Source organism: Chryseobacterium sp. POL2 (assembly GCF_011058315.1).
Lineage (GTDB): Bacteria > Bacteroidota > Bacteroidia > Flavobacteriales > Weeksellaceae > Soonwooa.
This window is the reverse complement of record NZ_CP049298.1, coordinates 2,121,716-2,135,237: the sequence shown is the minus strand read 5'-3', so window position 1 is coordinate 2,135,237 and position 13,522 is coordinate 2,121,716. Positions and strand designations below refer to the sequence as shown.

General features: G+C 35.5%; 12 protein-coding genes. 4 read left to right on the top strand and 8 right to left on the bottom strand.

The window, feature by feature from the left end; genetic code table 11:
- Nucleotides 1–23: 23 nt before the first annotated feature.
- The 5 genes from G6R40_RS09965 to G6R40_RS09945 form a co-directional block, all read right to left on the bottom strand.
- Complete coding sequence (locus G6R40_RS09965; RefSeq protein ID WP_165134763.1) at nucleotides 24–926, bottom strand: DUF4835 family protein; 903 nt, start codon at nucleotides 924–926, stop codon at nucleotides 24–26.
- Nucleotides 927–1,011: 85 nt separating this feature from the next.
- Complete coding sequence (gene coaBC / locus G6R40_RS09960; protein WP_165134761.1) at nucleotides 1,012–2,217, bottom strand: bifunctional phosphopantothenoylcysteine decarboxylase/phosphopantothenate--cysteine ligase CoaBC; 1,206 nt, start codon at nucleotides 2,215–2,217, stop codon at nucleotides 1,012–1,014.
- A 94-nt stretch (nucleotides 2,218–2,311) separates the two neighbouring features.
- A complete protein-coding gene (locus tag G6R40_RS09955) occupies nucleotides 2,312–2,635 on the bottom strand; it encodes a DNA-directed RNA polymerase subunit omega (RefSeq protein ID WP_165134759.1) in 324 nt (107 codons plus the stop codon).
- A gap of 34 nt (nucleotides 2,636–2,669) precedes the next feature.
- Nucleotides 2,670–3,659 carry an outer membrane protein assembly factor BamD gene (locus G6R40_RS09950; protein WP_165134757.1) on the bottom strand — a complete coding sequence of 330 codons (990 nt, stop codon included), beginning with the start codon at nucleotides 3,657–3,659 and terminating at the stop codon, nucleotides 2,670–2,672.
- Nucleotides 3,660–3,803: 144 nt separating this feature from the next.
- Entirely contained in the window at nucleotides 3,804–4,439 is a 636-nt protein-coding gene (locus G6R40_RS09945; protein ID WP_165134755.1) for a TetR/AcrR family transcriptional regulator, read from the bottom strand.
- 74 nt (nucleotides 4,440–4,513) lie between these two features.
- Between G6R40_RS09945 and G6R40_RS09940 the strand changes: the two genes are divergently transcribed.
- From G6R40_RS09940 to G6R40_RS09925, 4 genes are read left to right on the top strand one after another with little or no spacing between them, the layout of a single operon-like run.
- Nucleotides 4,514–5,140, top strand: coding sequence for a TatD family hydrolase (locus G6R40_RS09940; RefSeq protein ID WP_165134754.1), 627 nt, complete (start codon nucleotides 4,514–4,516; stop codon nucleotides 5,138–5,140).
- Nucleotides 5,133–5,858, top strand: coding sequence for a ThiF family adenylyltransferase (locus tag G6R40_RS09935; RefSeq protein WP_165134752.1), 726 nt, complete (start codon nucleotides 5,133–5,135; stop codon nucleotides 5,856–5,858). Before G6R40_RS09940 ends, G6R40_RS09935 begins: the two co-directional genes overlap by 8 nt.
- Before the next feature lie 3 nt (nucleotides 5,859–5,861).
- A complete protein-coding gene (gene rnpA, locus G6R40_RS09930; RefSeq protein ID WP_165134750.1) occupies nucleotides 5,862–6,224 on the top strand; it encodes a ribonuclease P protein component in 363 nt (120 codons plus the stop codon).
- Nucleotides 6,225–6,277: 53 nt separating this feature from the next.
- On the top strand, nucleotides 6,278–6,886 hold the full coding sequence (locus tag G6R40_RS09925; RefSeq protein WP_165134747.1) for a DUF4126 domain-containing protein: 609 nt from the start codon (nucleotides 6,278–6,280) through the stop codon (nucleotides 6,884–6,886).
- Nucleotides 6,887–7,071: 185 nt separating this feature from the next.
- On the opposite strand, the gene G6R40_RS09920 is transcribed toward G6R40_RS09925, so the two are convergent.
- The 3 genes from G6R40_RS09920 to G6R40_RS09910 all read right to left on the bottom strand — a co-directional run bounded on the left by G6R40_RS09920 (nucleotide 7,072) and on the right by G6R40_RS09910 (nucleotide 13,498).
- A complete protein-coding gene (locus G6R40_RS09920; protein WP_165137643.1) occupies nucleotides 7,072–8,520 on the bottom strand; it encodes an IS1182 family transposase in 1,449 nt (482 codons plus the stop codon).
- Between the two features lie 145 nt (nucleotides 8,521–8,665).
- Complete coding sequence (locus G6R40_RS09915; RefSeq protein ID WP_165134744.1) at nucleotides 8,666–10,750, bottom strand: DUF5689 domain-containing protein; 2,085 nt, start codon at nucleotides 10,748–10,750, stop codon at nucleotides 8,666–8,668.
- 12 nt (nucleotides 10,751–10,762) lie between these two features.
- A complete protein-coding gene (locus tag G6R40_RS09910) occupies nucleotides 10,763–13,498 on the bottom strand; it encodes a TonB-dependent receptor (protein ID WP_165134741.1) in 2,736 nt (911 codons plus the stop codon).
- Nucleotides 13,499–13,522: the final 24 nt, after the last annotated feature.

Here is a 13,522-nt window from a genome sequence, read left to right as displayed (position 1 = left end):
AAATAATTTTCGTCTGTGAACGCTTATTTCCACTTATTCCATTTTGTGTCAATTTCATTTGGTGCGAACATCGACATCAATTGTTTTAGATCATTCATATTGACAGAGCCGTTGTTGTTGCTGTCAAAAATGCTGAATATTTCGTTTTTCTTGGTATCGATAAAAAGGTTGAAAGCAGGATTCATTTGGAAGTTGTTTTCATAAACTTTCAACGTCAGCAACGCATCAGCAATATTCTTCTTAGCGGGCGTTTGGTCGGTTTTAGCCAAATTATCAAGACCAATTCTGTGATAGGTATAGAATGCATTTCTCAAAGTAGAGTTGTTCTCGTTTTGGATGGCATCAATCAATGCGCCACGAGATCTAAGACCTTCAACTTGCGACCAACCTGCATAGTTGTTATTCATCGAATTTTGGGAGATTTTCAAAGCTTTATCAAACCATGGTTGACCGCCTTTTACTTTAAAACTATCACCATCATAACCCAAAATTACATACACATAAAAACTTACTACGTCAATTAAATTTTTCCCAGAAAACTGTCTTTCATTGAACACCAGGTTTTCGTTTTCGTTATATTCAAACCCGAAATTGGTATCATTAAAGTTAATAAGCGGTGAGTCGTATTGTGAGTTAAAAATAGGGCGTGTCGCTTGTACAACGATACTTCCTTTAAAAGTACTTCCTGCTCTTTCCGAAATTACAATTGCAAAATTTGATTTTATTTTTTCAAAATTTTGAAGTCTTTTTCCAGTCCAAGAGGTATTGTTGATGAAATCTTTTAAAGATTTTTCTAATGTTTTATAGGTCTGTACGTTACTTCCTCCTATTTGTTGATAGTTGATTTGCACGTTGGCTAATAACTCCTGAGATTGTCCGTAACTTGAAAATATTAATAAAATAAATATGCTGAATAACTTTTTCATTCTGATAATTAAACTTTGAAACGTAAAAATACACTTTTAGATTGAATAAAAAACGCTGAAAACAAGGCTTTCTTATGTAAAAAGCTTAAAGTTTTAATTTTTCTTCCACCAAGTTGAGAATATCGACCGCAACATCTTCTTTAGATTTGAGATCGAATACCTTTTTTTCATCTTTTGTAAAAATTTTGACTTTGTTGGTGTCGTTTTGGAAACCTGCACCTTCATCTCTTAATGAGTTAAGAACAATCATATCCAGATTTTTTTTCTCCAGTTTTGCTAAAGCATTTTCCTCTTCATTCTGAGTTTCTAAAGCAAAACCAACCAAAAACTGATGGTGTTTTTCTTTTCCCATTTGCAAAAGAATATCTTTATTTTTGACCAATTCAATACTAAATTCCGAGTCGCTTTTTTTGATTTTTTCTTTAGCAATAGTTTTTGGCGCATAGTCTGCAACGGCAGCGCTGGCAATGGCAATATCGACTTTTTCGTAATATTTGAAAACTTCGTCGTACATCTGTTGAGCCGACGTTATACGATGCAGTTCTATATTGTCGTGTTGTGGTTTTAGTTGGGATGGTCCCGAAACTAAAATCACTTTTGCACCACGGGAAGCCGCTTCTTCGGCCAGGGCATAACCCATTTTCCCTGATGAGTGGTTTCCGATGAAACGGACTGGATCAATGTTTTCGTAAGTTGGACCAGCGGTGATAAGGACAATCTTTCCTTTTAATTTTTGATCTTCAGATTCTTTTTCAATAATAGATTGAATATGTTTTAAAATTGTATCGTTTTCTGCCAAACGGCCTTGTCCAACTAGACCGCTCGCCAATTCACCAAATTCAGCAGGAATAATTGTATGATTAAAACTTTCTAATGTTGCCATATTTTTAAGCGTAGAAGGATGTTGATACATATCCAAATCCATAGCAGGTGCTATCATTACAGGGCATTTTGCGGACATATAAATCGCCATGAGAAGATTGTCGCAAAGGCCAGTTGTCATCTTCGCCATTGTGTTGGCTGTACAAGGCGCAATTAAAAGAAGATCTGCCCAAAGTGCTAAATCAACATGATTATTCCATGTTTTATCTTGGTTGTAAAAATCGACCAATGCTGGCTTTTGGGAAAGTGTGGAAAGTGTCAAAGGGCTTACAAAATCTGTTGCGGCTTGGCTTAAAACAACTTGTACTTCTGCTCCTTTTTTTAGGAGTTCTCTTACAAGATAATTCATTTTGTAGGCTGCGATGCCACCAGTAATTCCGAGTAAAATTTTCTTTCCAGAAAGAGTCATATCCGTGATTTTTAACTTAACAAAAATATCAAAAAATAAAATAGCAAAACCACAGAATATTCTGTGGTTTTTGTTTATCTAAAGATGTATTCTTTTAGTTTTTCTCTCCAGTTTCTCTGAAGTAGATTTCATCATCTAGCCATTCTTGAATAGCGATAGATGTAGGTTTCGGAAGTTTTTCGTAATGTTTAGAGATTTCGATTTGTTCTCTATTTTCAAAAACTTCTTCCAAAGTAGAGTTGTGCACTGCAAATTCATCCAGTTTATTGTGAAGCTCCGTGCGGATTTCAGCATTTATTTGCTCCGCTCTTTTGCCCATAATAACGATGGCTTCGTAGATGCTGCCTACTTTGTTTTCGATTTTGTTTCTGTCGTAGGTAATGGTATTAACCTGCGCATTAGTATCTTTTACACTCATTGTGCGAAATTATTTAGATTTGCAAATATACGAATTATCTTCTTATTCTGAAAGTCGAGTTAGGATCACTAACTGTAGCGCTGTCTTTTCTCGCTTTTTCGATGCTTCTTTGGGTAGCATCTTGTTCTTTTTCTTCTTTTTTCAGTTGGTCTTTAGCGGCATTTTTTTCTTCTTCAGCTTTTTGTTTGGCCGCGAATTCTGCTTGTCTTTTTTCAGCATCTGCAACCAATTTTTCGAATTTTACTTTTTCTTCCTCCAATTTTGGTCTAAAAGCTAAAGCTGTTTTAGCATAATCGGTATTGGGAAGTTCTTTTTCAATTGTTTTGGTATAGGCAATTGCATTGTCTAAACGATCTTTCTTTTTTTCTGGCATTGAAAACAAGGCCAGTTCATATTTAGACTTCATTTTAAAATCTAAAATTTTTGCTCTAAGTTTTGTTGCTGGAAAATCTTCCAAAACATTGTCAAATGCAACGTCTGCAGCAAGATATTCTCCCATTTTGAAATACTGACGTGCATTTTCATAAGCTTTGAACTCTAACTTATAGCCTAATTCGTCCAACATGGTTTGGATGTTTTTAGAACGTTCAGAATCTGGATAATTATTCAAGAATTCCTGAAGTTCATTAATTGCTGATTGCGTATTGGTTTGGTCCAAGTTGTAGTCGTAAGAGCCCTGATAGTAGCATATTGCGGACATGTAAGCGGCTTCTTCACGACGTGGGTCTTGTGGGAAAGATACGGCAAAGTTTTTGAACTGATGTCCAGCCAATTTGTAATTTTTGTCGTAATAATTAGCAAATGCGGTGTTGAATCCTACATTCGGGAATTCGTCTGTACCAGCGACAAGGTTAGAAACCCTCTCGTATAAAGCAATAGCATCGCTCCATTTTTTCTTTGCAAATTTTTCATTTGCAGTTTTCAAGATGTAATCTTTGTCGGCACTTTTTAGCGCACGATCCATTTCGCGATTACATGATAATATAAGGCTTGATGCTAGCGCAACAATAATTAATTTCTTCATAAGGATGATGTAATGTTGACAAGTTCAACGTTACGATTTGCAAAAATAAAACTTTTTTGATAACAGGATTTATTATTATGATAATATTAACGTTTGACGCTCAGAAATTATCTTTATTTACAGAATTTTTTAGATTAAAAATAATTATGCATACAACTCATAGCCTAGAAGTGCAAAAGTTGTTTGCAAAAGATTGGATTTTACTTTTTTTTCTGCTTCAATTAAATAGTTTTTTTCTGTGGTGCTAGGTAAATATAACTCATAAAAATTTTTATTACGAATCACAAAAAGTGTGGAGCCGATAATGTTTGTAAGAATGTCTTCGGATTTTGGTGCATTATGGAAAACTCCTGTCACAATACCTTTTTTTATAATGTCTTCAAATCGAGTGACACAAATGTTATAAAAGTCTAATAAGTCGTCTTTTATTAAATCGTTGACGCGAATCTCTTGTGTTACGAAACCGTGGAAATAATTGTATTTGAAAAATAATCCGACAATATAATTAATGATCTCCTTCATTTGCATTTCCGCTTTACCATCTTTGATGGTTTCGGCAAATTCTGAGAAATTTTCTTTGGATCGTTGCACGCGGTACTGATATAAAAAAGACATCATTTTTTCTTTGGACCCAAAGTAATACGAAATCATCGCCACATTGATGTTTGCCTTGCTGCATATGTCACGCACAGAAGTGGCGTCAAAACCTTTTATCGCGATAAGTTCTTCTGCGACATCCAAGATTTTTTTCTGCTTATCCGTGAATTTCTTCTTAACCATATTGATTGTAAAAATAAGTTATTTTTTTTGATTGGAACAAGTTCGGTTTCAATTCATTAAATTATCTTTGAATTATGGATTTTTTTGATTTTCATCACCATCATTCGGGGCGCTTCGGGATTTATAATTTGGATTTGTTTTCTAATGACGATTTCAAATGTTTTTCCGTAGGACTTCATCCCAAAGACATTGACAAAGATTATCCCAAATTGTTGGACTGGATAAAAGAAAAAGCAAAAGATAAAAATTGTCTTGCGATTGGCGAATGTGGGCTAGATGCTTTGGTAAAGATTGATGAGGAGTTGCAACAAAAGGTTTTTAAAACTCAGATACAGATTGCAAATGATATTAAAAAACCCGTCATTATCCATTGTGTTCGAAAACATGCCGAATTGTTGCGGTTTTCAAAATATGCAAAAGTACCAATGATTGTCCATGGGTTTAATAAAAAAGAAAATATCGCTAAATCATTATTAACTCATGGTTTTTATCTAAGTTTTGGAAAATCTTTGTTGGAAAACCTATCTTTGCAATCTGTTTTTAGAGATTGTCCCGCGGATCGTTTTTTTCTTGAAACGGATATTTCGGATATCGGTATTTCTGAAATTTTTCAACAAGCCGCTTTGCTGAAAAATATTGAGATTTCAGAATTACAAAATCTAATACAGAAGAATTTAAATTTTATTTTTAAAAATGAGTGAAATTTGGCTAGAACGGACAGAACTTTTATTGAAAGAGGAAGGTCTCCATCTTCTGAATAATGCAAAAATATTGATTGTAGGATTAGGAGGCGTAGGGTCTTTTGCAGCGGAGTTTTTAGCCAGAGCGGGTGTTGGACATTTGCATATTGCAGACGGCGATACTGTTGATATTACAAATGTTAACCGGCAATTGCCAGCTCTGCATTCGACAGTTGGGAAGCACAAGATAGATGTTGTAGGCGACCGACTTATGGATATTAACCCAAAACTGGATTTAGTTCGTATCAACGAGTTTCTTAGTCCAGAACGAATGGAAGAGCTTGTTGTTTCGGAGAAATTTGATTATGTATTGGATTGCATCGACTCGCTGACACCTAAATTGAGTTTAATAAAAACCTGTCGCCGAAATAAAATTAAATTAGTCTCTGCGATGGGTGCTGGAGGTAAGGTGGATCCCAGCAAAGTCATGGTGCGCGATATCAGCAAAACCAATAATTGTCTTCTCGCCAAGCAAGTTAGAAAACGCTTAAAAAAAGAAGGTGTTACCAAAGGTTTTCGATGTGTTTTCTCGACAGAAATTCAGGATGAAAACAGCCTAAAACTAACAGACGGAAGCAATTTTAAAAAATCTTTTTATGGCACCATAAGTTATATTCCAGCGTTGTTTGGACTCTATGCAGCCGCAGAAGTAATCAACAGTTTAACAGGACGAAAATAATATATGACAAACTTCCAATATCCAAAATCGGAGAAATTAAAATCGAAATCCGAAATCGATTCACTTTTTAATAAAGGTAAATGGATATCTTCTGGAAGTGTAAGGTTAATTGTGTTAAAATCTAACGCCGATTTTTCTAACACTAAAGTTGGTGTTTCTGTTTCAAAAAAGTTTTTTAAAAGTGCAGTTGACCGCAATAGACTAAAAAGATTATTGCGAGAATACTACCGCCATAACAAAAGTCTGTTTGTAGAATTGTTCGGAGAGAAAGCTTCTATTATGTTGTTTTGGGTGTCTAGAAATATGCCAGATAAATACCAATCGCTTGAACAAGAGTTAAATACTTTACTCAATTCCAAAAAATAATTTTGAAAAACTTTGCATAGTTTTTGTAGATTTAGAATCTTAAAAATAAAACTATGTCCGACATTTTCCCTTATATCATCAGTGCTTTTGTGGGCGTTGGTTTGGCTGCAGCAACGGGGTTCCGGGTTTTTCTACCGATGTTTGCTGTAAGTTTAGCATCTTATTTTCATTGGATTCCTGCCAACGATAATTTTGAATGGTTGGCTTCTTTGCCTGCGCTTATCACGACTGGCGTAGCCACAATAGTTGAAATATTGGCTTATTACATTCCTTATATTGATAATGTTTTGGATAGTATTTCCATACCGTTGGCGACTGTTGCAGGTTCGGTATTGTTTGCTTCGCAGTTCATGGAAATTGGAGGTGTTTCAGAATGGGCTTTGGCTTTGATAGCAGGTGGGGGAACGGCGGCCACGATAGCTTCTGGGTTTGCTGGCACGCGTGTCGCTTCGACCGCAACAACGGGTGGTGTAGGAAATCACCTAGTTGCTACGACAGAAACCGCAGGTGCAAGTGTGATGTCGATATTTGCTTTGGCCTTACCTGTTTTAGCATTTATTTTCGCGATTGGTTTGGTTATTTTAGTCATCATTTATGGTAGGAAAATATGGAATAAATTTCGAAAGAAAGCGCCTAATCTTGAAGATGCTGATTATATATAAAAAAACTCCCTCGAATTTTTGAGGGCACTGAAAAACCTCATTAATTTGAGTTAAATAAAAGAGTTTATTGCGGCGCAATAAACTCTTTTATTTTTTTTCGATTTCAAATCTTTGGAATTTTTTTACCGCTAATTTCAATGCGATGATGATCTATAATAAAATGACAGCATTAAGAGACCATTGCTCTACATTAATTTTAGTATTCTCTTCAAATTAACGGCGAAAATAGTCATTGCTCCCTGCATTTGCATATTTTCGATGCCATATGCAATGGCTCTATTGTAACCATGTACATTTTTCAGCTCGCTGTTTTTGGCTTCTATTTTATAGCGATGTTTCGATTTTTCCTTGTATTCATCGCTTTCTTGAAAAAGCATTTGGTCTTGATGCAAGTCTGATTTAATGGAAACCGAGTAGGTTTTGAATTTTGCTCCTTCTTTGTAACAAGCCTCTTTTAGAGGACAAACTTTACATTTTTCGGTATCAAAATAATAGGTGTCAACCTGGTTTTTGCCTACATTTTTTCTGTTCTGTCGGGCTTTTCGTATCGCCAAATGCCCTGCAGGACATACAAATCTGTCCGCATCTTTATTATAATCAAATTTATCCTCATCTTTTCGAAAACCTTGAGTAATAGAGGGATTTAATTTAGCGACTACTTTGATGTTTTGCGCACTGGCTATTTTCAGATTTTCTTTTCCAGAATAGGCAGAATCTCCAATAACCGTATCCACTTCCATTCCGTTTTCTTGACTTATTTCTAGCAATTGTGGCAATTCTGGACCATCACCTTTTTCTCCTGAAGTTACCACAGCTGCCGTAATAATCCGCTCTTCACTCATTGCAATATGTGTTTTGTAACCGAAAAATGAACTGTCAGCAGATTTATGACCTGTTTTAGCATCTGCATCTTTTGAATAAATCATTTGCTCATCAGTATCTTCCACTAATTCTTTCAAAAGATTTAATTTTTCCTTTACTGCAGGGATTTCACTGATAGAGGCTTCATTTTTAATGCGCTTTTCAAGTTCTCGGCAATACTCCAATTCTTTCTTTACATCATTTTCAATATTTTTTGAGGGCATTTTGGTTTTAAATTCTTCATCAAACTGATAAACGGTTTTGCGAAGCAGTTTGGAGCGCTCCCGAAGCACTTCTATCCTAGAAAATGGGTTGCTTCTCGACAAAGTATGCGTAGCATCTACAATAATGGATTTGGATTTGATGATGCCTTTTTCGATAGCAATCGCTACGGTTTTACCAATCAAAAGGTTCAATAAATCGGTGTCTTTCAAGCGTAATTTTCTGAATTTTGTAAGAGAACTGGGATTAATAACATCTTCTTCGGGCGTCATTTCCAAAAAATATTTGAACGACATATCATATCTAGATCGCTCCACCACATCCATATCAGAAACGGTGTAAATGCTTTTCAAAAGCAGATATTTGAACATCCGAACTGGACTTTCTGCATTGCGCCCATTGTTTAAACAATATTTATTCAAAAGCTCTTCATAGATAAAGGAAAAATCAATCAGTTCATTAATTTTACGAAGTAGATTTTCCTTTGGAACGACTAGATCATACAACTCAGTATAGGAACTCAATTGCATTTTTTGTTGCTGTAATAACATCATTTAACTCTTGAAATACTCATTTAAGATACAAAAAAAAAAGAGCAAAAACATTATAGTTTTTACTCTTTTTTTACTGAACTTTTTCAGTGCCCTCGAATTTTCGAGGGAGTTTTTATTTATTAGAATTTAAGGATTCAAAAACTTACTTTGTACCTTTAACTGCTACATTGTCTAGTTCCCAAGTTGTAGAAGAACCACTAATTGAGGTGTATTTGAATGCAATTCTGATTTGTTTACCTTTAAAGTCGTTCAAACTTAATCTTCCAGAATTTACAAAACCAGAGAAGTTGCTAAGATCTGTATCAAAGACTGCTCCTGGATATTTTGTCCAAGTTGTTGTACCAACATCACCTGTGTAGTTTTCTGTTACATATACTTCCAGAGGATTACCAGAAAACCTACCATCTGTTTCAAAGGTGAAGAAAACATCACTGAAATTATCAATTGCAATTGCTTTAGAAATTAACCAGTCTTCGTTAAGTTGTCTGTTTCCATCCATATAAGCACTTGGTCTTGGGTTTCCAAAAGTTGTTGTTGTCCAAACTTGGCTTCCTGTTACGTTAACCGCAGTCCAGTTAGCTAAAGTGTCGAAACCGTCTGCGAAAACCGTGTTATACTTCACTGGGACAGTTCCGTCGCAACGTGGGTCGTCTAGGTCAGCTCCCAAAAGATTGTTGATCCATAATTGATACACACCATTGAAAACACTTACAATTGCATAAACGTCACCTTTACCTTCATCTAAAGGAACACCAGCGAAATCTGCAAAATTACTTGTTCTTAATAAGATTTTATTGCCATTACAATCTTGAAGTGTTCTATTGGTTACAGAACCCGCTGCATAAGTATTACCTAAATCTGCGTCTATAAATTCAAGATTTTTTAATTTAACCCATTTACCAACATCTGCAGCTGTTAATTGTGTAATTGTTCTTTCTGTGGGTGTTACAGCAGTTGCTTGCTCTTTAGAATCGAAGAAATATTTGTAAATATCAACTTCTGCAACTCTACCAACTTTTCCATCAAACGGTGAGCCTAGTTGTAGTTCTCCAGAAATATCTCCAATATAAAGACCTTTTAGTTTAATAATAACATCTTTGCCGATGTAGAATCTTGGATCAAGGTATATATTTGATTTGTCAATGTTAACTCTAATACCTCCTGTAGCATCTTCAACATAAATATATTTAAAGAAGTTACCTGTAGCATCACTTGTCGTTACTTTAGCTTTAAGATAAATATCATCTTTAATTTCTGTAAGTGCATTTCCGGAAATAAGTCTTTTAACTTCTGCAACAGTTTTTGCAGTTAAGTTGGTTGGGTTGAATTGACAAGGATCAGAAGTCATCCCGTCAATGCGAGGGAATTCGGTCATCTCTTTTAAATCAGTAACCTTGTTGATATACATTTGATAGGTCGTATTGTATTTACTTAAAATACCCACGAATTTACCGTTACCTGCAGGGATTGTTAAGTTGGCAAATGATGCGTAACCACTGTTTCTAACAATTCTTGATGTAACTGTATTGCCATCTTTTTGATTGATCGCTTTGTCAACAGTTTGTCCATTTGGGGCAAAGCTTGTACATAAGGCTTTACTGTCAAATTCTACATTGTCTGCTTGGATCAAACAACCGATTAAGTTGTCGTTATCCGCCTTCATGTCTGTGAATTTTATCACTTTCGGTACGATGTTAACTTTGGCTGCGCAAGATCTTATAATGCTTTTTGGAACACTTGTTTCAGGAATTCTTGCTACAATGTTTGTATTGGCTGGATCTGCAACAGTTGCATCTTTAACACCTAGCTGTACCACGCCACCGTAAGTTCCTACAGCTAAACCTGCTAGTTTAATATAAATTTTAGAGCCCTGAGGATAGTTGGTATATGTACTTACTGCATTCACGCTAATTGTAAAACCATGAGTTGGGTTTTCTGGTGCGTCCTGAATGTAGATGGTTTTATAAATATTACCCGTCTCATCAGTTGAAGATACATAGCCTTCGATAATGTCTTTTGAATCCTTAGGGAAATAATAGGTTTTATTAGCGTTTCCTGTGAATTTAGCTTTCAGTTCTGCTAAAGTCATGGTCTTTGTTAAATCTTGACATTGGTAATTTGACATGTCAGGATTGTCATATTTATCATCATGGACACAACTTGCAAGTATGAACGTTGCAAAAACCATGAAGAATATGTGTTTTATGTATTTAGTACTTGTTTTCATATCTAAATCTTATTAAAATCTTAAATATACGTTAGCAAAGAAAGTTCTTCCTCTATCATACCATAATTTTGGACCGAAGAAAGGTGTTGTTCTTTGTGTATCTTGTAGTGCGTCTACGAAGTTAACGTTTCTACCTTGCTCAAAACCTCCAGTTACATAGTTTCTGTTATTAAGAATGTTGTTAACAGAAACACTTAATCCCATTCTGTATTTTCCAAAACGGAACGATTTTCCTGCATTAGCATTTAACATAAACTGATTGTCAAATTTCTTTTGTGCTGTGATTAATTGGATGCTCTCTGGTGTTACACCTTCATAATTGTCACCCGTTTCTGGGTTTGTGTACATGTAAGGCGTTTTGTTAAGCGCAGAGAAATCAAGGTATTGATCCATTAGATAATTCGCGGATGCACCAATCCACCAAAATTTTGGTGAGTTATATTTTAGACCAAAAGAGAAGGCCTTTTGTGGTGTGCCAGCAACTTTATAGTCTTTAACATTTGCTTGTCCCCAAACCGAACGACCTCTAAATTCGTTAATATCGTCAAATGTCGCAACATTCGGATTGTTCGTGTATTTGTATTCTCCTACACTGGCAACACCTAATGCATTAAGGGTTGGTGTGATTTTAACATCAAAACCAAGTTCTGCACCCATATAGCGTTTGTTAACACCAGTCATGGCTTCGTTTACAAGTGTACTAAGCGATGTACCCGTACCACTATTAACGTCGGCATAATATCTAGAGATTTCAGTTGCGTTATTAATCGTTGTATGATAAGCAGACAATCTAAGTTTAAGAATTTGACCTCTCAAAATATAACTCAAATCATTAGAGTTGATCATTTGATTTTCTACACCTGGCGTAAGGAAGTCTACAACTCTTGGGTTGATGTATATTTCGTTAAGCGTTGGTGCTAAACTAAAGAATGCTCCGTTGTAAACGATAAAGTTTTTACCATTGATTTTGTAAGTAATCTTAGCTTTGATACCAGCATCTAAAGAAGTGTACTTTGCACTTTTTCCTTTAGAATTATTTTGGAATCTATTACTTCTGTAATCACCATCTCTTTGAGATTCGTTATATGAAGAGAATATTGAAGCTACCACGTTCCACTTTGTAAAGTCAACTTCAGAAGAAATATTCAACGCGTATGAATCTCTTAGTAATTTATAAGAATATTGAGTTCTTTCACCTTCTTTAACTTGGGTGTTTTCATTATCAATATTATATCTTACATCGTTATCAAAAGCATTAAGATTATTAGCATAGTTAGCACCTAATAAATCTTTAACTCTTCTAAAATTATCAGATCTTAAATTTTGATAATTGAAGTTAACATTCAGTTTCCAGTTTCCAGATAATTTGGTGTCAAAGTGTGATGCGAAGTTAAACGTTTTGTCTTTGTTAACGTCCTCAACGATTGAGTATACAGCTCCTCTATCAACACCTGCCATGTCTTGACGGTTAAGGTAGTTGGCACTGTATAAAGACATCCAATCTATCTGAGCGTTATTTCTGAACTCGTCTGCTGTATAGACACCATAACTTGGTAATTTTCTATAATAAGTTGGGTTAGGGTCAGCGGCACGGAACCAGTCCAGACGCCCTCTAGCATCGCTACCAATTTGGTAAGATACTGTATTAACCCAATTTGAATTTTTGCCAATTTTTAAATAATCGGTTAACATAAACATTGGTTCAAATACTTTTCTAATTCTAGAATTTCTTTTTTCACCATCTTGCCATCCCCAATACGAGTTGTAATCTTTACCCATAAGATCATAGACTTCCTGCGTGTTTGGAGCATTAGAAGCACGCATTGTAGGCGCGCCGAATGCCGTTAAGTTAATAGCATGTCTGTCAGAGAATCTCTTCTCGATGGATCCGAAGTATGCGTAAGCATCTTGTTGTGTGCCATCAATAGAGCCTTCTTCCGCCCATCTTCTACTTCCAGAGAAGGTAAATGCCCATCCGCTTTTTGAAAGTCCAGACGAATAAGTTGCCATTGCTCTATGAAGGTAACTTCTGTTAGTGAAAGAATAAGCTAATGATGTTTGTTTTCTATACGAACTTGCTCTTGTGTTATAATATACAACACCGCCCAAATTACCAAATGTATATTCTGAAGGCGTAATATTATCGGCATTTTCGTAAGGATATCTTGTTACATCATTAAGACCTCCCCAGTTGCTAAAATCAATTTTACCATCGTCGTTTTTTGACATAGAAACACCGTTGAAGTAGATGTCTTCATAACGGTTATCTACACCTCTCGGGCGGAACCAATATGCACCAAGCTCAAATGCAGAAACACTTTGGAAAGCATCTCTACCAGAATTAAGCAAACCAACAGTGGGTTGCATAGACGATCCGCTGTCATCAGAATCACCTGCAGAATCATCAATAACCATAATACCCGCATCACTGCTAGGCGCATAGTTTAATTTTATAACACCAAGGTCCTTTCTTTTTTCTCCAGATGCCACATCAAAAGTGATTACTCTAGTTTCGTAGCTTGATTTTGAAACTGTAATTTGATAATGGCCTGGTTGAAGATCAACAAATTGGAAATATCCAATTTTATCAGCTGTCAAGTCATCAGAAGACTGCGCAAGATCAACATCTGCTCTCTCAAGTGGTTTTCCGTCCTGGTCTTTTACGTATGCAAAAACCGTTGTTTGGGCATAGTAAAAAGATGCAGGAAGCAATGTAAACAATGAGATTAAGGATAATTTTTTTATCATAGCAAACTATTTAATTCTTCCCTA